This is a genomic window from Streptomyces millisiae, assembly GCF_031845425.1.
Taxonomy (GTDB): Bacteria; Actinomycetota; Actinomycetes; order Streptomycetales; family Streptomycetaceae; genus Streptomyces; species Streptomyces millisiae.
Genome location: NZ_JAVREM010000004.1, coordinates 245,435 through 266,753, shown reverse-complemented (window position 1 = coordinate 266,753; position 21,319 = coordinate 245,435). Strand labels below are relative to the sequence as shown.

Below are 21,319 nucleotides of genomic sequence, written 5' to 3'. Positions count from 1 at the left end.
AATCCCGATGACACACGACATGCACGACATAGACGGGCCCACCGAGTTCGAGCAGCAGTTCGGCGCGATGCTGCGTCAGGCCGGCGGGGGCTTCCAGCCGGACAGCCAGGCGCTCGCCGAGGCGGGGCTGCGGCGCGGCAAGGTCCGGCTGTGGCGGCGGAGAGCCGCCATGGTCACGGGCGCCGCCGCGGTGGCGGCCGTCGCCGTGGCCGCGGTCCAACTGCCCGGGGGCGGCGGGGGAGAGGACAACGAGCCGCTCCATGTCGCGGACGCGCCGCGCAGCCAGTCGGAGCTGATCGCGACCCTGACCGCCATGCTGCCCGAGGGCGTCTCGGGCACCGACTCCTACGCCATCACGCCGGTGGAGAGCGGCGACCCCGGCGTCTCGATCACGCTCGGCACCGGGGATGACTCCCTCACCCTCGACGTGTCCATGCTGCGCTGGCAGGCCGAGGACTGGCGGTCCGCCGTCGGCTGCGGCTCGTACGACTGGGAGGACTCCGACCGGTGCGAGGAGACCGAGCTGGAGGACGGCTCGGTGCTCTCGGTGGGCAGCGTGCGATACGACGACTCGCCGGTGGTGGACCCCGGCACGGAGTTCGCCGAGTCCGACCTCCAGGACGTGGAGGAGTGGGGGGACACCTACTTCGCGTCCTGGAACGCACAGCTCGCGATGCCGGCCAGCTGGGGCCCGGGCGAGGAGGGGCTGTGGCAGATCAACGCCTCCCTGACCTCGATGACCGACGAGCCCCTCGACCCGGACTTCGAACCCCCGCTCACCGAGGGCCAGTTGGCCGAGATCGCGCGGTCGTCCGTCTGGCAGGAGGTGCTGGCCACCGCGGACGCCGAGCACGGCGCGCCCGAGGAGTCCATCGACGAGATGAGCATGTCCAGTGCCGTCCCGGCCGAGGAACTGCGCGCCCTTTTCGACGAGCTGGCGCCCGCCGACCTGGAGATCGACGAGATCGCCGACGAGTCCCGGGGATCCGTCACCTTCCGGGCCAGCGCCGGTGAGGTGTCCGCCCTGGTGGAGATCAACACCTGGGCCGCCGGTTCCTACGACTACAGCGACGGGCCCATCGACCCGGAGTGCGAACCGGCCGACGGCTACGGGGACGACACCCGGGTCTACCTCTGCGACTGGCTGGCGGCCGACGGCTACGAACCCCAGCTCTACGCGGACGTGTACCACGCCAGCGGCTCCTCGGTGGACATCAGCGTCTACCCGAGCGACGGGGCCGAACTGCCCCTGACCGCCGACGAGCTGGTCGGGATCGCCGGCAGCCAGGAGTGGCTGGACCTGCTCGGCTGACGGCCGGCACCGGCCTCCGATCCGCCTCCCCCGCCCCCGCCTCCCCTAGTGCGGTGGGCGGGGGGAGCATTCGTGGTGTCCGTGGGGCATGATGTGGCTGCTTGCGATTCCGCATACGGGCATACGGAAAGGCATCTGACATGACCCGCTCCTCCCGGCGCCTCGCGACCGCACTGCTCTGCCTCGGGCTCGCACTGACGGCCTGCGGTTCCGAAAGCGACGACGAGGGGACGGCGGCGCCCGAGGCCACGGACGAGGCCACCGAGCCGGCCGAGGACGCCGAAGGTGCCGAGGAGACGCCCGCCGACGGCCCGGCGGGGCCCGCGGCCGCCGAGGTCTCGGACGCCACCAGCGCCACCATCCACACCAGCGAGGGCGACATCGCGGTCACCCTCTTCCCCGAGCAGGCGCCGCTCACGGTGACCAACTTCGTGGGCCTGGCGGACGGTTCGCTGGAGTGGCTGGGCCAGCAGGAGGAGACGCCGCTGTACGACGGCACCATCTTCCACCGCGTCATCGACGGGTTCATGATCCAGGGCGGCGACCCCGAGGGCACCGGCACCGGCGGGCCCGGCTACCAGTTCGAGGACGAGATCGTGCCCGACCTCACCTTCGACGAGCCCTACCTGCTGGCCATGGCCAACGCCGGCCCCGGCACCAACGGTTCGCAGTTCTTCATCACCGTCGCCCCGACCGACTGGCTGAACGGCATGCACACCATCTTCGGCGAGGTCACCGACGACGAGAGCCGGGCCGTGGTCGACGCCATCGCCACCACCGAGACCGACGCCCAGGACCGCCCCGTGGAGGACGTGGTCATCGAGTCGATCAGCGTCGGCTGACCCGCTCCGCCTCCTCCGGGACGTCGCCCGCCGTGGCGCGGATCCGCACGATCCGCGCCATGTGCTCCCTGCCCCAGGCGCCGAGCGGGCGCAGCGCGTCGTTCAGCGACGCGCCGAAGTCGGTCAACGAGTACTCCACCCGCGGCGGCACCTCACGGTAGACCTCCCGGTGCACGATCTCGTCGGCCTCCAACTCCCGCAGCTGCTGGATCAGCACCTTCTCGCTGACCCCGGGCAGCTCCCGGCGCAGCTCGCCGAAGCGCCGCGTCCGCTCGTGCAGCGCCCACAGGATCAACACCTTCCACTTGCCCCCGACGACGTCGATGGCCGCGTCGATGCCGCACGTGTAGGGGCCCTTCGTCATGCCCACGGCCCGAACCTCCCCTCGCCCGTACTGACCTGTAGGTCAGTACGCACTTTTTTGTCGGTACTTGCCGATCGTAAGGCGCTGGAGAAGTCTGGACACCGGCGCGGGCCCGCGTTCACCCCTCAGTTCCGAACCACGCACAGTGAAGCAGGAGAGAAGAACGCGATGAGTGAGCGCACATCCGCCGACGCGGCCGGAGGCGTGACCGTGCTCGGGCTCGGCGCCATGGGCACCGCCCTGGCCAGGACACTGCTGGCCGCCGGCCACCCGGTGACCGTGTGGAACAGGACCCGGGCCCGGGCCGAGGCGCTGGCGGCCGAGGGCGCCACGGTCGCCGACACCCCCGAGGCGGCGACCGCCGCCAACCCCCTGGTGATCGTCTGCGTGCTGGACTACGCGGCCGTGCGCCAGACCCTGGAGCCGGCCGCCGCCGCCCTGGCGGGCCGGGCGCTGGTCAACCTCACCAACGGCACCCCCGCCCAGGCCGGGGAGACCGCCGCCTGGGCGAACGGGCACGGCGCCGACTACCTCGACGGCGGCATCATGGCCATCCCGCCGATGATCGGCCACCCCGGCGCCACCCTGCTCTACAGCGGCTCCAGGGCCGCCTTCGACACCCACCAGCGGACCCTTGAGCGGTTCGGCGTCGCCGCCTACCTCGACAAGGACCCGGGAGCCGCGCCGCTCTACGACATCGCCCTGCTCAGCGCCATGTACGGCCTGTTCGGCGGCGCGCTGCACGCCATCGCCCTGGTCGGCCCCGGGGAGGGCAGGGCCACCGAGTTCACCTCGACGCTGCTGCTCCCCTGGCTCCAGGCCATGATGGCCTCGGTGCCGGAGTTCGCCCGCCAGCTCGACACCGGCGACTTCGACTCCCGTGCCGCCACCTCCAACCTGGCCATGCAGGCCGCCGCCTACGCGAACCTGCTCGACGCCAGCGAGACCGCCGGCGTCGACCCGCTGCTGCTCCGGCCCATGGGCGAGTTGCTCCGGCGGGCGGCCGCCGAGGGCCACGGCGACCGGGACGTCCCGGCCCTCGGCACCCTGCTCCGCACCGAGCGCCGCTGAACGCGCCGGCGGCCGGGGACCACGAGGGTCCCCGGCCGCCGACCGTCATCCGCCGCTCGCCGGTCAGACCGGCTGCGGGCCCATCAGCCGCACCAGCAGGTCGTCCAGGCTGATCAGCCCGGTCACCCCGCCGTCCGCGCCGCGCACCACGGCGAGCGACGCCCGCCGCTGCCGCAGCTGCTCCACGGCGAAGGCCACCGTGTCGTCCGCCGTCAGCTCGGGCACCGGACGCGCCAGCTCGCGGGCCGTGACCCGCCGGCCGCTCGCCCGCGCCACGATGGCGTCCCGCGCGTGCACCGAACCCACCACGCGCTGGCCGTCGCGCACCAGCAGCCGGGTGTGGTCGCTCGCCGAGGCGGCGGCCAGGATCGCCTCCGCGCCGGCCTCGGCCGACACCTCGGCGATCCGCGCGGCCGGCACCTGGATGGCGCCCACCGGGGACTGCGGCTCGGTCAGCGAGCGGGTGATCAGACCCGAGTCGGTCTCGCTGATCAAACCCAGCCGCTGCGACTCGGCGACCAGGTGCGTCAGCTGCTCCCGGTCGTGCACCGAGGCGAGCTCCTCGCGCGGCGTGACGTTGCACATCCGCACCAGGGCGTTGCTCACCTGGTTCAGCGCCCAGATCAGCGGCCTGACCACCCGCACCATCGCGCGGAACACGGGCGCGAGCAGCATCGCCGAGCGCTCCGGGTGCGAGATCGCCCACGACTTCGGGGCCATCTCGCCGAGCACCATGTGGAGGAAGACCACCACGATCATGGCCAGCACGAACGCGATGCCGTAGGACAGCCCGCCGGGCAGGCCCAGGTCCTCCAGCAGCGGCTCTATCTCGTGCGAGACCGCCGGCTTGGAGATCGAACCGAGCAGCAGGGTGCAGGCGGTGATGCCCAGCTGGGCGCCCGCCAGCATCAACGACAGCTCGCGCATGCCGGACAGCGCCGCCCTGGCGCCTCGCTGGCCGTCGGCGACCGCCTGCTCCATCCGGTGACGCTTGGCCGCCACCAGCGCGAACTCGGCGGCCACGAAGAAGCCGCTGAAGATCAGCAGCACCACGGTCACGGCCATCGCCGTCGCCGGGCTCACGAGGGCTGCCCCTCACGCTCGGCCACCGTGGAGAGCTCGGCCACCGGCAGCGACGTCAGCCGCAGCCGGCCGGGCACCCGCCGGTCGAGCGACAGCACCTCGAGCTCGGCGAGCCCGCCGTGCGCCAGCTCCACCACGATCCGCTCCCCGACCGCGGGGAAGCCCCCGCAGCGGTCGATGACCAGGCCGGCCACCGTCTCGAAGGACTCGTCCTCGGGCAGCTCGATCCCGGTCGCGACCGAGATCTCGTCCACCCGGCGGCTCGCGTCGACCAGCCAGCCGTCACCGTCGGCCACGGCCAGCTCCTCGACCAGATCGCTCTCGTCGGCGATCTCGCCCACCAGCTCCTCCGCGATGTCCTCCAGGGTGACGATGCCGGCGAGGCCGCCGTACTCGTCGAGCACGCAGGCGAACTCCTCGCCCGCGTCCTGCATCTGCTCCACCGCGCCCGGCAGCGGCAGCGTGTCGGGCAGCAGCAGCGCCCGCCGGGCCAGCGAGCCGGCCGTCAGCCTGGCCGCCCGCTCCGGACTGACGCGCATCAGCTCGCGCACGCCTATCACGCCCACGATGTCGTCGATCCGGTCGCCGATCACCAGGTAGTGGGAGTGGCCGTGCTCGCGGATCAGGTCGACGGCCGTCGAGGCGGGCGCCGAGGCCCGCACCGAGTTCACGTCGACCCGGGGCACCATGACCTCGTCCAGCGTCCGCTCGGAGAACTCCAGCGCGTGGTCGAGCAGCTCCGCCGTGTCGTGCGGCAGCTGCCCGTGCTCGTGCGACTCGTCGATGAGGTGGCCGAGCTCCTCGAGCGTGGCGCCGTGGTGCAGCTCCTCGACCGGCTCGATGCCCACCCGGCGCAGCAGCCGGTTGGCCGCGGCGTCGAAGAGGTGGATCACAGGGCCGGCCACCCGCAGGTAGAGCAGGGTCGAGGAGGCCAGCGCCTTGGCCAGCCGCTCGGGGATGGCCAGCGCCATGTTCTTGGGGGCCAGCTCGCCCAGCACCATCTGGATGCCGGTGGCCAGCAGGAACGCGAGGACCAGCGCGATACCGGAGACCGCGGCGTCCGGGACGCCGACGGCGCTCAGCGCCGGGTCGAGCAGCGCGGCGACGGAGGGCTCGGCCAGGAAACCCACGACCAGGCCCGTCACGGTGATGCCGAGCTGGGCGCCGGAGAGCATGAACGAAAGGCGCTCCTGGACCTTCATGGCCCGAGCGGCGCGCTTGTCGCCGGCGGCCGCGTCACGGCCGAGCGAGAGTCGGTCGGCCGCCACGAAGGCGAATTCCTGGGCGACGAAATAGCCGGTGCCTGCCGTCAGAACGAGGACGGCGAACAGGCCCAGCAGTGCGGCACTCACCTAACACCACCCCGCCGTGTGCCGCGGCAAGCCATATGCCGGCGAGGTGGTCCGGGACTATGCCCGTCAGGGTCCGTCGAGTGGGCGGACACGAGCTCTCCTTCCAGAGGTTTGACTCACTCAACGCGTCACAGCGCGCCCGTGTTCCCCAGGCTGTACCCGAAATCGCCCTCTTGACACCTTCACCGCACGTTTCGTTCCGCGACCTCCGTCACGTCACTCTCGCCCCAACCGTCACCTGAGCCCCGGTGAGCCGGGTGTCGGCCCACCGGGGATCCGCCCTGCTCAGCCGCGCAGGGCCGCCATCCAGGCCTCCACCTCGTCCGCCCGGCGCGGCAGCCCGGCCGACAGGTTGCGGTTGCCGTCCTCCGTGACCAGGATGTCGTCCTCGATCCGGACGCCGATCCCGCGGTACTCCTCGGGCACCGTCAGGTCGTCGGGCTGGAAGTAGAGCCCGGGCTCCACGGTCAGGCACATGCCCGGCTCCAGGGTCCCCTCCACATAGGTCTCCCGGCGCGCCGCCGCGCAGTCGTGCACGTCCATGCCGAGCATGTGCCCGGTGTTGTGCAGCGTCCAGCGGCGCTGCAGCCCCAGCTCGAGCACCCGCTCCACCGGCCCCTCCAGCAGGCCCCACTCCACGAGCCGCTCGGTCAGCACCCGCTGCGCCGCCTCGTGGAAGTCGCGGAACTTGGCGCCCGGCCGGACCGCCGCGATGCCGGCCTCCTGGGCGTCGTACACCGCGTCGTAGACCCGCCGCTGCACCTCGTCGAAGCGCCCGTTGATCGGCAGCGTGCGGGTGACGTCGGCGGTGTAGAGCTCGGTGCCCTCGACGCCGGCGTCCAGCAGCAGCAGGTCGCCGGGGCGCACCGGGCCGTCGTTGCGCACCCAGTGCAGCGTGGTGGCGTGCGGCCCGGCCGCGCAGATCGAGCCGTAGCCGATGTCGTTGCCCTCGACGCGGGCCCGCAGGAAGAACGTTCCCTCGATGTAGCGCTCGGAGGTGGCCTCGGCGCGGTCGAGCACCCGGACCACGTCCTCGAAGCCGCGCACCGTGGACTCGCAGGCGCGGGTCAGCTCCGCGATCTCGAACTCGTCCTTGACCAGCCGCATCTCGGAGAGGAAGACCCGCAGCTCCTCGTCCCGCTCGGCGGTCACCTTGTCCGTCAGCGCCGCCTCGACCACCGCGTCGTGCTTGCGGACCACCCGGACCGGCCCGGTGGCCTCCTTCAGCAGGTCCGGCACGGTGCGCACGTCCTCGACCGGCAGCCCGTAGCGCTGGGCCGCCTCGGCCAGGCTCTCCCGGCGGCCGACCCACAGCTCGCCCTGCCCGCTCAGCCAGAACTCGCCGTTCTCCCGGCTGGAGCGCGGCAGCAGGTAGAGGGTGGCCCGGTGCCCCGAGGGCCCTTCCGGCTCCATGACCAGCACGCCGTTCTCGGTCTGGTTGCCGGTGAGGTAGGCGTACTCGACGGCGGCCCGGAACGGGTAGTCCGTGTCGTTCGACCTGGTCTTGAGCCGCCCCGCGGGGATCACCAGGCGCTCGCCCGGGAAGCGGGCCGACAGCTCGGCGCGGCGCCGCGCGGTCTGCTCGGCCTGCGGGACGGGCGGCAGGTCCCGGCGCTCGGTGTCGGCCCAGCCATGCTTCATGTTCTCGGCCAGCTCGTCCGACACCTTCGGGGCGACGCTGTTCTTGCGCTCCTTGAACGCCTCGGTCTTCGCCGCCGCCGCCGTCTGCTCCTCGGCCCGCTCTTCCTCGGCCACGTCGCGCCCTCCTCGATGCTCGGCCTTCCATCGTATGTGCGGGCGCCGCACGTGCGACAGGGCCGAGGGGCGGGCCCGGCGGCCGTGTCCCCGGCGTTCGGGAGCGGGTCAGCAGAAGCGGGCGGCGAGCAGCACGACGTCCTCCGCGGGCGCGGCGGTCCCGGCCCCGCCCGGGTCGGGGAGCATGGTGGCCAGCACGTGGTCGAGCAGCGCCTCGGGGTCGGCGCGGGCGGCGGGCGGCGCGGTCCGCGCGGCGGTGCCGAGCCGGGCGAAGGCGCGGTCCATCGGCTCCCCCGTGCGGAGCAGCAGTCCGTCGCTGTAGAGCAGGACCGTTTCTCCCTCGGCGAGCTCGATCCGCACGCTCGGGGCCTCCCAGCAGGCCAGCATGTTGAGCGGCGCCGACAGGCCGGTCTCGGCGAACTCGGCCCGGTCCCGGCCGATCACCAGCGGCGGCGGGTGCCCCGCCGAGGCCAGGGTGACGCGGCGCACCGCGGGCTCCGCGTAGCCGAACAGCACGGTGGCCGACCGGCCGGGCTCGGTCAGCCGCAGCAGCAGTTCGAGGTCGGAGAGCACCGCCACCGGGTCCTCCCCCTCCATCACGGCGTAGGCCCGCAGTCCGGCGCGCAGCCGGCCCATCGCGGCGAGCGCGGCGGGCCCTGCGCCCGTGGTCCCGCCCACGGCGAGCCCGAGCGCGGCGTCCGGCAGCGGCAGCGCGTCGTAGAAGTCGCCGCCGCCGCGCGGTCCCGAGCGGTGCCGCACCGCGAGTCGCACGCCGGCGGTCGGCGGCAGCCGGGACGGCAGCAGCCCCTCGTGCACGGCGGCGACGGCGTCCCTGGCGCGGGAGAGCTCAAGCCGGTTGGCGATGTGCTGGCCGGCCTGGCGCAGGTAGAGGGCCAGCAGGTGGCGCTGTCTGACGTCCGGCTGCCCCGGCTGGTCGTACAGCCAGACGGCGGCGCCCAGCGCCCCGGGCGCCCCGGCGGTGAGCGACTCGGCGGTCAGCGGCACCGCGTAGCTGGCCGCGAAGCCGAGCCGGGCGGCGACCTCGCGGTGCCGCGGGTCGAGCCGGTCCTCGCGCGCGATGTCCCCGTGCACGGCCTCGGCGGGCTCGCCCTCCGCGCCCGGCTGCGGCGCGTCGAGGCCGCGCGGCACGGTCTCCAGCTGGCCGAGGTCGGCGTGGCCGAGGCCGAGGCCGGCCAGCCGGCGCGGCCCGAGCCCGTCGGCCGGCGCCAGCGAGATCAGCCCGCGCCGCGCCCCCACCAGGCCGGCGCCGGCGCGCAGCGTCTCCTGCAGCGCGTCGCCGAGGGTCCGGGTGCGGCCGAGCCGTTCGGTGAGGTCGTGGAGGGTGGTCAGGTCGGAGATCCAGGACGCCAGCCGGTCCTGCACACAGGTCTGCGGGATCCCGGGTCCGCGCCCCTGGCCGCGCGCCCCGCGCGTGACGGCGTCGCCGGGCGCCGAAGCTTCGGACAACGCGGAGCGCGCCGGGTGGATTCCGGCCACTTTTGGCGGGGGTGAGCTGGTCATAGGCGTCGCGAACCCCCAGATAAGTGTGTCGCTATGGCACTTTTTCCACCGGCTGGAGTACGGCAGCGGTGATGTCCAGTATTGTCCTGCCGTGATGGATGATGCCCAGGTAGCGGGCGGGTTCCGGCGCCGACAGGCCGGGCCGGGACGAGTTTGGCGGAAAAGGACCGCCACTGGGGGCGACGCGCGATCGACTGGGCCTTCCGGGCGGCGGATCGGGCCGGGCGGGCTGGGTACATATCGGAACGGATCGATGAACTCCGGCGTCCTAACCGGTACGGGCGGCCAGGCTTCCCCCTCCCGCCGCTCCGCGCTAGCGCGACCCGCTACATACGGTGATCTAAGTTCCACGTGGTGTAACTGAACCCGCGAAGGAAAGGAACGAGCGCCGATGCGCGAGATCCTCGGAGAGCGACGCACGAACGGAAACGGCAACGGCGGCGGCAGCGGTGACGGCGTTCAGCGGCGGAGCCTGCCGTTGCGCGGCGCCGCCCTGGCCTTCGCCCGGCGATGGGGGTGGCCCGTGGTGCCCGGCGCCGAGGCGCTCGACGACGGCCGCTGTGCCTGCGGGCGCGCCGACTGTCCGGTGCCCGGCGCGCATCCCGCCGACCCCGACCTGCTGGCCGCCACCACGGACGCCCGCATGGTCGGCTGGTGGTGGGAGACCAGGCCCCAGGCCCCGATCCTGCTGGCCACCGGCGGCCGGGCGCCCTGCGCCGTGAGCCTCCCGGCGGTGGCCGGCGCGCGGGCCGACCTCGAACTGCGCCGCCGGGGGGTGGCCGGCGCGGGCCCCGTGATCGCGGCGCCGACCCGCTGGCTGCTGCTGGTCGAGCCCTACGAGCTGCCCGAGCTCGGCGAGCTGCTGGCGGCCCGCGAGCTGGTGCCGAGCTCGCTGCGGTTCCACGGACCCGGCGGATACGTGCCGCTGCCGCCGTCCGCGACCGGCGCGGGCGAGGTGGGCTGGGTGCGGGAGCCGGAGCGGGCCAGGGACCGGGGGCGCGGCGCGGTGGCGCTGCCCTCGATCGGCGAGATGCTCGACGTGCTCGTGGAGGCCGGGCTCAGCGCGCCCGACCGGGAGGGCCGGCTGTCCTACTGAGGGGCCCACCGCGGGGCCGGCCGTCCGGACATGGACGGACCCGATCGCTGGCGACGGGGGATGCACCAGCGACCGGGCCCACTCAGACCGTAACAACTCATCGGGGATTCGCAAATCCCACGCGGCCGCACATTGGCCGAACACCCAGTATTTACTGGCAGTTGTGACCGGAATCACTAGGGTCGGCGGGGCCGCCCCGGTGGTTCCACACCGTCAGTTCCCTTCAGTTCAGGGTGATCTGACGGTTCGTGAGCCCGCTGCGCGCGCTGCGCTCCTCCGCGGTCAGCGGCGTCGTCGCGGCCAGCGCCTCGGCCAGCCGCTCGCCGAACGCGGCGGCCGGCTTCTCGCACTCCTCGGCGCCCATCGCGCTCGGCAGGTCCCACACCGGAACGGTCAGGCCGTGCGCCCGGAACGAGCCCACCAGGCGGGTGCCCTCGCCGAGCGAGGCGGCCCCGGCCGCGTGCAGCCTGGCCAGCGCGTCGAGCAGCGCGTCCTCGGGGTGCGGCATCACCCAGCGCAGGTGGTTCTTCTCCGGCGTCTCGCACCAGTAGGCCGCCGTGACGCCGGACAGCCTGGCCGTCGGGGTGGCCGCCGCGTTGGCCCGCTCCAGCGACGCGGTCACCTCGCCCGTCGCCTGGCTCGCGTCGTCGAGCCAGAACTCGAAGCCCTCGTGCACCTCGGGCACGAACGGGGCCTCGGGGTCGAGCAGGTCCTGCAGCCGCGGGCCCGTCACGTCGCCGCGCCCCGAGGGCACCGGCGCGCCGGGCGTCGCGGTCAGCGCCCTGGTCAGCACGTCGGCCAGGTCCCGGCTGAGGTCGCCGGTGGCCGTGTCGTTCTGCACGGCGAGGAGCACCGCGCCGTCCGAGCGGCGCAGCGCCGGCCACGCCATCGGCAGCACCGTGGCCAGCGTGAGCGAGGGCACGTCCGCCGGCAGCCCCTCGCGGAGCGTCAGCGGCACGGTGGCGGCGGGCACCAGCTCGCGGAGCGCGACCCAGTCGCACTCGCCGGGCAGCCCCTCGAACGGGCGGCGCACCAGCTCGGTGGCCGCCTGGGCGGCGGCGCGCCCGTGGCACGCCTTGTAACGGCGGCCCGAGCCGCAGGGGCACGGCTCGCGTGCGCCGACGACGGGAACCTCCCCGTCGACGACCTGCGGCTGCGGCTGGCTTCGGGGGCGGCGCTTCTTGGCCATGGCGTGCGGGTCTCCTGCGTGCGTGCTGCTGACGGTTTCGCCGCAGGAGCCTAGTTGTTCCCCGCCGCTTCGGCGCGGCGGCCGCTCAGATCGGGCTCAGCACCGCCCAGACGGTGACGGCACCGGCCGGCTCGCCGTCCCTGACCCCCCACGCGCGACACAGCGACGTGATGATGGTGAGCCCCCGCCCGCCGCGCGCCGTCACCGACGGCACCCCGGCCCGCGGCCTCGTCGGCCCGCCACCGTCCGTGACCGAGATCGTGACCGAGCCGTCGCCGTCCCGGCTCCAACTCGCCTCGATCCCCTGGCCGCCGGCCAGCGGTCTCGCGTGGCGACAGGAATTGCTCAACAACTCCGAGAGAATCAACACCGCGTCGTCGACGAGCGATTCCGACGCGCCGCTCTCGCGCAGTTCCCGTCGCAAACGCCGCCGGGCCGTCGCCACGCCCGACGGGCCGTGGGGCACCGACATGGAAGACGACGTCGGCACCTGTTGTGTGACCATCAAAGCCACCCCCGAGACCTCCTTTGCCCCACGCCATGGGATTGGTGCCCTCGGTGCGCATGCGGGAAACCGGCGATGTCACATCTGGTGACGCAGTCGTAATGATCGACACGAAGCGGGTGCGCCGTTGCACGCCGGGTAAATACGGTCATTGTCGAACGAGAAAGGCGGCCGCCGGCTCGTCGCCGGCCCTTCGCCGCCGGTTCACCGACCCGTCAACCGGCCCGGCCGAGCCCCGCCAGTTGATCACGCACCGTGCGCGGCCGGTTGGTGATGATCGCGTCGACGCCCAGCCGCGCGCACAGCTCGACGTCGGCCGGCTCGTCCACCGTCCACACGAACACCCGGTGCCCGGCCTGGTGCGCGCGTGCCACATACCCGGGGTCGCGGCGCAGCAGCCGGATGCTCGGGCCCGCCACGCCCGTCCCGAGCGGCAGCCGGCCCGCCCGGTGCCTGGGCAGCAGGAACTGCATCAGGTACACGGTGGGCAGTTCGGGCGCCCGCTGCCGGACGCGGCGCAGCGAGCGCGCCGAGAAGCTCATGACATGCACCGGACCCGGCACCGGACACCGCTCGAGCAGCGCCAGCAGCCGCTCCTCCACCTGCCCCGCCCACCGGGTCGGGTGCTTGGTCTCGATCGCGAGACCCACCGGCCGGTCCGCCTCGCCCACCAGGCGCAGCAGCCGCTCCAGGGTCAGCACCGTGGTCCGCTCCGGATCGGCGGCGTCCGGCGTCTCGGCGCCCGAGGGGCCCTTCCAGGAACCGAAGTCCAGCTCCGCGAGCTGGGCCAGCTCCATCGCCGACACGGCGCCGCGGCCGTTGGAGGTGCGGTTGACGCGCCGGTCGTGCACACAGACCAGGTGGCCGTCGGCGGTCAGGCGCACGTCGCACTCCAGCGCGTCCGCGCCGTCCGCGATGGCCCTGCGGTACGCGGCCAGGCTGTGCTCGGGCGCGTCCTCGGACGCCCCGCGGTGCGCGATGACCGTGATGCGGTGGCGGTCGGCAGTCACCGCGTCATGGTGTCACGCGGCCGGCCGTCACGGTCCCGGCGGGTTTATCCCGGCCTGACGGAGGATGGGAAAGACTGGCTGGCACACCGTGTCATGTCGGACCTGGCTTCATGTCCCCGAGGAGAGAGCCGTGAGCACCGAGAACGAGCGCGCCGGCGCACCGGACGAGTCGCCGACCGGTGCGCCGGAGGCCGGCGGCCGGGCGGCCCCGGCTCCGCAGCCGTCCGTTCCGCAGGGCCCCGCCCCCCAGTCCCCGCCGCCACCACCGCCGCCGGCCGCGCCGCCGACCCCCCACACCACCATGGCGCCCGCCATGCCCCCGACGGCCGAGCACACCTTCGCGGGCCCCGCCCCGGCGCCGGCCCCGCTCGCCAGCGAGCCGCCGGGCGGCCCGGTCTCCGGGCCCTGGGCCGCGTTCCCGCCGCCGCCCCCGCCGAAGAAGCGCCGCACCGGGCTGCTCGCCGCCATCGTCGCGGCCACCCTGATCGCCGGCGGCGTCGGCGGCGGCATCGGCTACCTGGTCGCCGACGACGACGGCACCTCCGCCTCGCTCTCCGCCGACCGCGGCAGCGACACGGTGGCCAGGCCGCCCGACTCCGTCGCCGGGATAGCGGAGGCGGCCCTGCCCAGCGTGGTCACCATCGAGGCGGGCAACGGCGCCGAGGGCAGCACGGGCACCGGCTTCGTCTACGACGAGGAGGGCCACATCATGACGAACAACCACGTGGTGGCCAGCGCGGCCAACGGCGGCACCCTCAGCGTCACCTTCTCCGACGGGGAGAACTACGACGCCGAGGTCGTCGGCCGCGCCGAGGGCTACGACGTGGCGGTGATCCGCATCACCAACCTCCAGGGCCGCGACCTGGCGCCGCTGCCCCTGGGCGACTCCGACCAGGTGGCCGTCGGCGACGCGACCATCGCCATCGGCGCCCCCTTCGGCCTCTCCGGCACGGTCACCACCGGCATCATCAGCGCCGAGGACCGCCCCGTCGCCTCCAGCGACGGCCAGGGCGGCAGCGCCTCCTACATGAACGCGCTGCAGACCGACGCCTCCATCAACCCGGGCAACTCCGGCGGCCCCCTGCTCAACGCGGACGGCGAGGTCATCGGGGTCAACTCGGCGATCCAGTCCACCCCGAGCGTCGGCGGCGAGGCGGGCAGCATCGGCCTCGGCTTCGCCATCCCGATCAACCAGGCCGAGCGCGTCGCCCAGGACCTGATCGACGGCGGCGAGCCGATCTACCCGATCATCGGCGCCTCGGTCGAGTCCGGCGGCGCGGTCACCGACGGCGCCCAGATCGTCGAGTCCACCAACGACGGCAGCGACCCCGTCGTCGCCGGCGGCCCGGCCGACGAGGCCGGCCTCCAGGCGGGCGACGTGATCACCCGCTTCGGCGACCGCATCATCGACAGCGGCCCCACCCTCATCAGCCAGATCTGGACCTACCAGCCGGGCGACTCGGTCGACATCACCTACCAGCGCGACGGCCAGGAGCGCACCACCACCCTCGTGTTGGGCGAACGCGTGGGAGACCAGTGACCCACAGCCGCTACGCTGTCCGAGTGCGCCGCCCCGGCGCGCACGAGGAGGCGTGCCCGAGCGGCCGAAGGGAACGGTCTTGAAAACCGTCGTGAGGTAACCCCTCACCGTGGGTTCAAATCCCACCGCCTCCGCCGCGAGAGCCTTGCGAACGGCCCCCGACCACACCGCGGTCGGGGGCCGTCGCCGTTCCCGTCCCGCCGCGATCGGGCGACGTGAGCCCACGCGAAAGCCCCCGTCGAGTGATCGACGGGGGCTCTGGCCTACTGTGCGCTCGGCAGGATTCGAACCTGCAACCTTCTGATCCGTAGTCAGATGCTCTATCCGTTAAGCTACGAGCGCCCGGGCCCTGGGGGCCGGTGCGGGGACAACATTACAGCACTGCGGGCCAGGGGTGAAATCAGTTGCCCGGCGGGCACTGGGGCGGCTCTGACCTGCGGAAACAGTGAAGCCCCGGCCGGGATGGGCCGGGGCTCGACTGGAGGATGCGGAGGCTCCGGGATTTGAACCCGGGATGGGGGGTAACCCCAAACCGCATTAGCAGTGCGGCGCCATAGACCAGACTAGGCGAAGCCTCCTCGCACGACAGCGCGGTCGCTACGTGCTCGCAAATGATGCCACAGCCCGAACGGCCGCAGCCAATCGGATTCCACCCTACGGGGGTGTCGCCGCCGCGTCGAGTTGCGCAACGGACGCCGGTCGGGAGCGTTAGCAGTGAGGATCGAGTAACCATCCGATCACGCACCGCACACCGACACTCCTGGAGCACCCCCATGCCGAGCATGCCCAACACACACAAGAACGGTCTCGTCGTCGCGCTCGTCCTGCTGGCGTCGGCCGTCGTGGCCGCCGCCCCGCAGGGGCCGCGCGGGCCGCGGGTGGAGCCGGCCGCGGCCCCCTCGCACGAGCTGGTGATCACCGTCGCCGACGCCGGCGAGGTCGACGGCACCCACACCCTCACCTGTGGCCCGGCCGGCGGCGACCACCCCGAGGCCGACGCGGCCTGCGAGACGCTGCTCGACACCGAGCAGCCGTTCGCCACGACCGACGAGGGGACGCTGTGCACCTACATGTACGGCGGCCCGGCGCGCGCCACCGTCGAGGGCGTCTGGGAAGGCGAGTCGGTGTCCGCGGAGTTCACCAGGTCGGACGGGTGCGAGATCGCCCGCTGGGACGCGTTGGTGCCCGCGCTTCCCGAGCTGGTGCCCTGAACGTGCCTGAACAGCGACTTTGTGCCGCCCCGTCGCGCCCGTTGCGGCGGGCCGTAGACTCCCTAATGACGCGCACGGGACGTGCACTACAGACACGTGGGTAGAGGGAGGAACCGACGTCGTGAGCAGCAGGCCAGCGAGAGGCGCTGCTCGCCTCGCCGCGATACTCGACGCGCTGCCCGACGCGCTGTTGCTCGTCAACGGTAACGGCACCGTCGTCAACGCCAACGCCATCGCGATGGAGACCCTGGGCGCCCCGGGCGCCCCGCTCGTCGGGCGCGGACTCCTCGACATCGTCCCGGAGTTCGACCCGCGCCGGATCCCCGGCTCGATGCGTCGCCCCGACGACGACCCGACCGCCAGGACCAGGCCGACCCGGATGGTCGCCCGGCGCACGGACGGCGTTGAGCTCCAGGTCGAGGTGACGAGCGCCGGGCTCAACTCCGCGCACTCCCCCTACGCCTCGGCGATAGAGGCGGCGTTCGCGGACGACTACGGCGGCGAGGAGCTGTTGGTCCTGATCATCCGCGACCTGTCGGGGACGTTGGACACCGAGGCCGAACTGGTGCGCCAGCAGCGGCAGACGGAGATGATCCTGCGCGCCGCGTCCGAGGGCGTCATCGGCGTCGACACGGCGGGCCGGATCGTGCTGGTGAACCCGGCGGCCGCGCAGATCCTCGGCCACCGGGCCAGCCAGCTCGGTGGCCAGGAACTGCACCCGTTGGCGCAGCACTCGCGGGTCGACGGCACGCCGCTGGCCTTCGAGGAGACGCCGCTCCACGACACCCTGACCTCCGGCCGCAAGCACCGGGTCCGCGGCCAGGTGCTGTGGACCAGGGACGGGCGCCCGGTGCCGGTCGACCTGACCACGGCGCCGGTCCGGGACGGCGACCAACTGGTGGGCGCGGTGCTGGCGTTCAGCGACCGCCGGAAGTACGACGCGCTGGCGGCCCGGCACGCCCAGCTGGTGTCGGTGCTCGGCGAGAGCCTGCGCGGCCCGCTCGACCAACTGCGCGGCGAGCTCGGCTCGCTGGCCGCCGACTCGGCGGGACAGCTGTGGCCCGAGGCCAACCAGGTGCTGCACCATCTCGCCGCCGGCTACTCGCGGATGACCACGCTGCTGGACAACGTGCTGAGCTACCAGCGGCTCGACGAGGGCCGGGAGAAGCTGTCGATCGAGCGGGTGTCGCTCGACGAGGTGGTGTCGGCGGGCGTCGAGGGCGCGACCGAGCTGATCGGCCCGGGGCGGGCGCAGTTCGCGGTGCACGCCCCGCCCATCGAGGCCGAGGTCGACCCGGAGCGGATGGCGCAGGCCCTCGCCCACCTGGTGGCCGACGTGGCCGGCGTCGACGCGACCGGGCAGACCGCCGCCGGCGGCGCGCCGGCCGGCGACTCGACGATCGTGGTGGCGGCCGCGCAGCGCGGCGACGTGGTGCGGATCGAGGTGCGTGGCCCGTACGGCGGCGGCAGCCCGGTGCACGAGCCGATCGTCCGCGGCATCGTCCGGATGCACGGTGGGGTGTTGCAGACCCACGAGGTCGGCGGCGCCGCCGCGTATGTGCTCGAGGTCCCGGTGGCGGCCGGCGGCGGCACGCTGGCGCCCGGGACCGGGGCCGGCGCCGTGCGGGACGGCAGTGGCGACACGACGGTGATGCCGGTGCCGGCGCAGCCGGCACGCGGCACGGGCGGCCCGGCCCGCCGGCCCGCGGCGGCGATCGAGCCGGCGCACCTGCAGAGCGACGGGCAACCGGCCGGGCAGCCGCCGACCGGGCGGCGGCGCAGGGCCGCCGCGTCCGAGGAGCGTCCTTCGCCGGTGGAGCACGTGCCGGAGCAGCAGTCCGGGACCCTCGGCGGAAACGGCAGGCGGCGGCGTTCGCTGACGGCCGCGCCGCAGGCGCAGCCGCCGGCCGAGGAGGCGCCCGCCGAGCCGGCACCCGGCGGCGAGCCGGCGGCGCAGCCGACCGGCCGCCGGCGGCGCGCGGCCGGCCAGGGCGGCGGCCAGGAGGGCAGCCTGGGCGGGGGGGTGCAACTGCCGCAGCAGCAGGGGCAGCCCGCGCCGCAGGAGCCGATCGCGCTCGGCCCGGCGCCGGTGCCGGCGCAGGGCCAGCCGCCGGCCCAACCGCCGGCGCCGGCCGGGCCCGTGGGCCTCGAACCGGCGATGGGCCAGCCCGGCGTGCCGGGGACGCCGCCGGGCGGCGCCCCCCAGCCGCCCCACGCCGGCCCGCAGCCCGGCCAGGAGAACCCCGCGCTGCCCGCCGTCCAGGAGGCCCAACAGGCGCCCCAGGGGCCGCAGGAGGAGGCCGGGGCCGAGGAGCCCCCGCCGGTCGAGCACTCGGTGGTGGCGGCGAGCCCGATCCTCGACGGCACCGCGCCGCGGATCCCCAGCGTCCGACCGCCCCGCGCCCTGCCCATGCCGGGCAGCGACCGTGCCAGGTCCGACCGTTCGCTGCCGGGCATCGCCGTGCAGACCCTGGGCCAGGGCGTGCCGGTGGCCGGCGCGCTGCCCGAGCGCCGCCCGGCGGCCGGCGCGTTGCCCGCCGCGGCACCGCGGCCAGGGCCGCCGCGCCCACAACCCGCGCAGCCGCAGCCGGCCCAACCCCAGCCCGTGCAGCCGCAGCCCGTTCAGCCGCAGCCCGCCCCGCAGGTGCCGCAGCCGGCGGCGCAGCCCACCCGGCGCCGCAAGCTCGCCACCCCGCCCGCGGACGACACCCGCGGCGGCGGCCAGCAGCAGGCCGCGCAGTCGCCGGCGGCGGCCCCGGCCGGCACCCAGGGCCGCGGCCGCAAGTACGCGATCAGCGCCCCCGCCGAGGGCGCGGCCGAGGGCCCCGAGCCGCTGGACGGGCCGAACGGCGCGGTGGAGGTCACCGATCCCTCGCAGGGCGCGATGCGGCTGCCCGGGCCCGCCGACGACGAGCTGCCGCCCGAGCCGCTGGACAACCCGCGGCGGCTGCTGGTCTGGCCGGAGCCCGACGTGTCGACCCAGCAGGCGCTGCAGGACCGGGGCTACCGGCCGGTCATCGTGCACTCCCGCGAGGAGGTGGACGCGCAGATCGCGGCCTATCCGGCGGCGCTCTTCGTCGACCCGCTGACCGGGCCGATCACCAGGACGGCGCTCCAGTCGCTGCGCGCCGCGGCGGTGGCGGCCGAGGTGCCGGTGCTGGTCACGGCCGGCCTCGGGCAGGCCAGCCGGGATGCGGCCTACGGCGCCGACCCGGCCGTGCTGCTGAAGGCGTTGGCGCCCCGGGACAGCGAGCAGCACCCGCCACGGGTGCTGCTGGTCGAGGAGCAGCCGGCGATCGCGGCCGCGTTGACCGCCTCGCTCGAGCGGCGCGGCATGCAGGCCGCGCACGCCACCTCGGACGCGCAGGCGATGGAGGTGGCGGCGCAGATCCGGCCCAACCTGGTGGTGATGGACCTCAACCAGGTGCGGCGCCGGCGGGCCGGGATCATCGACTGGCTGCGGGTGAACGGGATGCTCAGCCGCACCCCGTTCGTCGTCTACACGGCGGCCGAGATGGACCCGGGCCAGCTGCCGCTGCTGGCGTCCGGCGAGACGGTGCTGTTCCTGGCCGAGCGGTCGACCAACCCCGAGGTGCAGGCCAGGATCGTCGACCTGCTGACCAAGATAGGGGCGCACTAGCTCGGATCGGCCCGGCCGCCGTCAGGACGGCCGGGCCTCGGCCTCCGCATCCGTCTCCGCCTCCGCCTCGCCCCGGCTCTGGCGTGGCAGCAGGGTGACGTCGAGGTCGCCCTTGGCGTAGCCGGCCCGCAGCGCCTTCTTGTCGAACTTGCCGACGCTCGTCTTGGGCACCGCCGCGATGGTGGCCCACCGCTCGGGCAGCTGCCAGCGCGGCACCCGCTCGCCGAGGTACGCGCGCAGCTCGGCGTAGTCGACGGCCTCGACACCCGGCCCGGGCACGACGGCGGCCAGCGGGCGCTCGCCCCACGTCTCGTCGGGCACGGCCACGACGGCGGCCTCGGCGACCCGCGGATGGGCCATCAGGTGGTTCTCCAGGGCCACCGAGGAGATCCACTCGCCGCCCGACTTGATGACGTCCTTGGCGCGGTCGGTCAGCGTGAGGTACCCGTCGGGCGAGATGACGCCGACGTCGCCGGTCCGCAGCCAGCCGTCGGGGCTGAACCGGTCCGCCGGGCGCTCCGGTTCGGCGCCCGCGCCGCCGTGGTAGGCGCCGGCGATCCAGGGCCCGCGCACCTCCAGCTCGCCGGCCGAGACGCCGTCCCACGGCAGGATCGTGCCGTCCGGGCCGACGAGCCGGGGCTCGACGCCGGCCGCGAACCGGCCCTGGGTGACGCGGTAGGGCCACTCCTCCTCGGGGCTGAGGCCGCTCGGCGGCTGGCAGAGGGTGCCGAGCGGCGAGGTCTCGGTCATGCCCCAGGCGTGCTGGACGTGGACCCCGTGCCGCTCCTCGAAGGCCCGCATCAGCGTGGGCGGGCAGGCGGAGCCGCCGATGGTGACCCGGGTGAGGGCCGAGATGTCGCGCGGGCGTTCGGCGAGCTCGGCGAGCAGGCCCTGCCAGATGGTGGGGACGGCGGCGGCGTGGGTGGGGCGTTCGGCGGCGATCATGTCGGCGAGCGGCCCCGGCTGGAGGAAGCGGTCGGGGAGCAGCAGGTTGACCCCCGACATGAACGCCCCGTGCGGGATGCCCCAGGCGTTCACGTGGAACATGGGCACCACCGGCAGCGTCGTGTCGGCGGTGGTCAGGCCCATCGACTCGGCCATGTTGATCTGCATGCAGTGCAGGTAGACCGAGCGGTGCGAGTAGAGCACCCCCTTGGGCTCGCCGGTGGTGCCCGAGGTGTAGCAGAGGGCGGCGGCGGTGCGCTCGTCCAGCTCGGGCCAGGGGTACGAGGTGGGGCGGCCGGCGATCAGCTCCTCGTAGTCGTGGACGGCGGCTCGGGTGCCGGTGGCGGTGAGCGCCGCGTGGTCGCCGGGGCCGACGACGACCAGGTGCTCGACGCGGGGCAGCGCCGGCAGCAGCGGGGCGAGCAGCGGCACGAGGCTGCCGTCGACGAGGACGACGCGGTCCCCGGCGTGCTCGATGATCCAGGCCAACTGGTCGTGCGGGAGCCGCAGGTTGAGCGTGTGGAGCACGGCACCCATGGCCGGGACGCCGAAGTACGCCTCGACGTGCTCGGCGTTGTTCCACATCAGGGTGCCCACGACGCCGCCCTCCGTGACCCCGAGGTCGTCGCGCAGGGCGTGGGCGAGCTGGGCGGCGCGTCCGGCGCTCTCGGCGAAGGTGCGGCGGCGCGGCGGCCCCTCGCCGGTCCAGGTGGTGATGCGCGAGCCGGCGTGGATCGTGGCGCCGTGCGTGAGGATGCGGCTGACGAGGAGCGGGACGTCCTGCATGGTGCCGTACAACGGGACCTCCGGGGGCACGCGTCGACAACGTTGTCCCCGCCGATTCTGGCGGCTGCGCCGATCCCCCGACACCCCCTGAGGGCGT

The 21,319-nt window shown here is 74.3% G+C and carries 15 protein-coding genes, 3 tRNA genes and 1 pseudogene; 8 read left to right on the top strand and 11 right to left on the bottom strand.

The annotated features are described in order from the left end of the window. Window positions 1-7 precede the first annotated feature (7 nt). Together RNC47_RS07145 and RNC47_RS07140 are read left to right on the top strand one after the other, a co-directional pair. The gene (locus RNC47_RS07145) at window positions 8-1,312 is read left to right on the top strand and encodes a hypothetical protein (protein ID WP_311596538.1); all 1,305 of its coding nucleotides are present in this window, start codon (window positions 8-10) and stop codon (window positions 1,310-1,312) included. 359 nt (window positions 1,313-1,671) lie between these two features. After that, window positions 1,672-2,154: a peptidylprolyl isomerase gene (locus RNC47_RS07140; RefSeq protein WP_311596673.1), complete on the top strand. Its 483-nt coding sequence runs from the start codon at window positions 1,672-1,674 to the stop codon at window positions 2,152-2,154. On the opposite strand, the gene RNC47_RS07135 is transcribed toward RNC47_RS07140, so the two are convergent. Next, window positions 2,141-2,518 carry a winged helix-turn-helix transcriptional regulator gene (locus RNC47_RS07135; protein ID WP_311596671.1) on the bottom strand — a complete coding sequence of 126 codons (378 nt, stop codon included), beginning with the start codon at window positions 2,516-2,518 and terminating at the stop codon, window positions 2,141-2,143. The genes RNC47_RS07140 and RNC47_RS07135 overlap by 14 nt on opposite strands. 168 nt (window positions 2,519-2,686) lie before the next feature. Here RNC47_RS07135 and RNC47_RS07130 point away from each other — a divergent pair, with 168 nt between their 5' ends. Then, window positions 2,687-3,589 carry an NAD(P)-dependent oxidoreductase gene (locus RNC47_RS07130; RefSeq protein WP_311596535.1) on the top strand — a complete coding sequence of 301 codons (903 nt, stop codon included), beginning with the start codon at window positions 2,687-2,689 and terminating at the stop codon, window positions 3,587-3,589. A gap of 63 nt (window positions 3,590-3,652) precedes the next feature. Here the strand turns inward: RNC47_RS07130 and RNC47_RS07125 are convergent, their stop codons facing one another. From RNC47_RS07125 to RNC47_RS07110, 4 genes are all read right to left on the bottom strand, one after another. Continuing rightward, a complete protein-coding gene (locus tag RNC47_RS07125) occupies window positions 3,653-4,654 on the bottom strand; it encodes a hemolysin family protein (protein ID WP_394814727.1) in 1,002 nt (333 codons plus the stop codon). Window positions 4,655-4,668: 14 nt separating this feature from the next. Next, window positions 4,669-6,024, bottom strand: coding sequence for a hemolysin family protein (locus tag RNC47_RS07120; RefSeq protein WP_311596531.1), 1,356 nt, complete (start codon window positions 6,022-6,024; stop codon window positions 4,669-4,671). A gap of 285 nt (window positions 6,025-6,309) precedes the next feature. Further along, window positions 6,310-7,779: an aminopeptidase P family protein gene (locus RNC47_RS07115; protein WP_311596529.1), complete on the bottom strand. Its 1,470-nt coding sequence runs from the start codon at window positions 7,777-7,779 to the stop codon at window positions 6,310-6,312. A gap of 108 nt (window positions 7,780-7,887) precedes the next feature. Beyond that, entirely contained in the window at window positions 7,888-9,300 is a 1,413-nt protein-coding gene (locus RNC47_RS07110) for a PP2C family protein-serine/threonine phosphatase (RefSeq protein ID WP_311596527.1), read from the bottom strand. Window positions 9,301-9,691: 391 nt separating this feature from the next. Between RNC47_RS07110 and RNC47_RS07105 the strand changes: the two genes are divergently transcribed. Beyond that, window positions 9,692-10,396: a bifunctional DNA primase/polymerase gene (locus tag RNC47_RS07105; protein ID WP_311596523.1), complete on the top strand. Its 705-nt coding sequence runs from the start codon at window positions 9,692-9,694 to the stop codon at window positions 10,394-10,396. Between the two features lie 223 nt (window positions 10,397-10,619). Here RNC47_RS07105 and RNC47_RS07100 read toward each other — a convergent pair whose 3' ends face one another. The 3 genes and pseudogenes from RNC47_RS07100 to RNC47_RS07090 all read right to left on the bottom strand — a co-directional run bounded on the left by RNC47_RS07100 (window position 10,620) and on the right by RNC47_RS07090 (window position 13,100). Continuing rightward, window positions 10,620-11,585, bottom strand: coding sequence for a DUF5926 family protein (locus RNC47_RS07100; RefSeq protein ID WP_311596522.1), 966 nt, complete (start codon window positions 11,583-11,585; stop codon window positions 10,620-10,622). A 97-nt stretch (window positions 11,586-11,682) separates the two neighbouring features. Beyond that, window positions 11,683-12,132, bottom strand: a pseudogene (locus RNC47_RS07095) (ATP-binding protein); the annotation flags it as partial. A 173-nt stretch (window positions 12,133-12,305) separates the two neighbouring features. Continuing rightward, a complete protein-coding gene (locus RNC47_RS07090; protein WP_311596520.1) occupies window positions 12,306-13,100 on the bottom strand; it encodes a glycerophosphodiester phosphodiesterase in 795 nt (264 codons plus the stop codon). Window positions 13,101-13,230: 130 nt separating this feature from the next. Here RNC47_RS07090 and RNC47_RS07085 point away from each other — a divergent pair, with 130 nt between their 5' ends. Together RNC47_RS07085 and RNC47_RS07080 are read left to right on the top strand one after the other, a co-directional pair. After that, window positions 13,231-14,640 (top strand): S1C family serine protease, encoded by a 1,410-nt coding sequence (locus RNC47_RS07085; RefSeq protein ID WP_311596518.1) that lies wholly within the window; start codon window positions 13,231-13,233, stop codon window positions 14,638-14,640. Window positions 14,641-14,686: 46 nt separating this feature from the next. Continuing rightward, a tRNA-Ser gene (locus RNC47_RS07080) sits at window positions 14,687-14,774 on the top strand. Between the two features lie 135 nt (window positions 14,775-14,909). Here the strand turns inward: RNC47_RS07080 and RNC47_RS07075 are convergent. Both RNC47_RS07075 and RNC47_RS07070 read right to left on the bottom strand, forming a co-directional pair. Beyond that, window positions 14,910-14,982, bottom strand: a tRNA-Arg gene (locus RNC47_RS07075). 146 nt (window positions 14,983-15,128) lie between these two features. Then, a tRNA-Ser gene (locus RNC47_RS07070) sits at window positions 15,129-15,218 on the bottom strand. Window positions 15,219-15,422: 204 nt separating this feature from the next. On the opposite strand from RNC47_RS07070, the gene RNC47_RS07065 reads away from it, so the two are divergent. Both RNC47_RS07065 and RNC47_RS07060 read left to right on the top strand, forming a co-directional pair. Then, window positions 15,423-15,851, top strand: coding sequence for an SSI family serine proteinase inhibitor (locus RNC47_RS07065; protein WP_311596517.1), 429 nt, complete (start codon window positions 15,423-15,425; stop codon window positions 15,849-15,851). Between the two features lie 121 nt (window positions 15,852-15,972). Next, window positions 15,973-19,491, top strand: a complete 3,519-nt coding sequence (locus RNC47_RS07060; RefSeq protein ID WP_311596515.1) for a hybrid sensor histidine kinase/response regulator — start codon at window positions 15,973-15,975, stop codon at window positions 19,489-19,491. Between the two features lie 21 nt (window positions 19,492-19,512). On the opposite strand, the gene RNC47_RS07055 is transcribed toward RNC47_RS07060, so the two are convergent. Beyond that, the gene (locus RNC47_RS07055; protein WP_311596669.1) at window positions 19,513-21,234 is read right to left on the bottom strand and encodes a long-chain fatty acid--CoA ligase; all 1,722 of its coding nucleotides are present in this window, start codon (window positions 21,232-21,234) and stop codon (window positions 19,513-19,515) included. Between the last annotated feature and the right edge of the window lie 85 nt (window positions 21,235-21,319).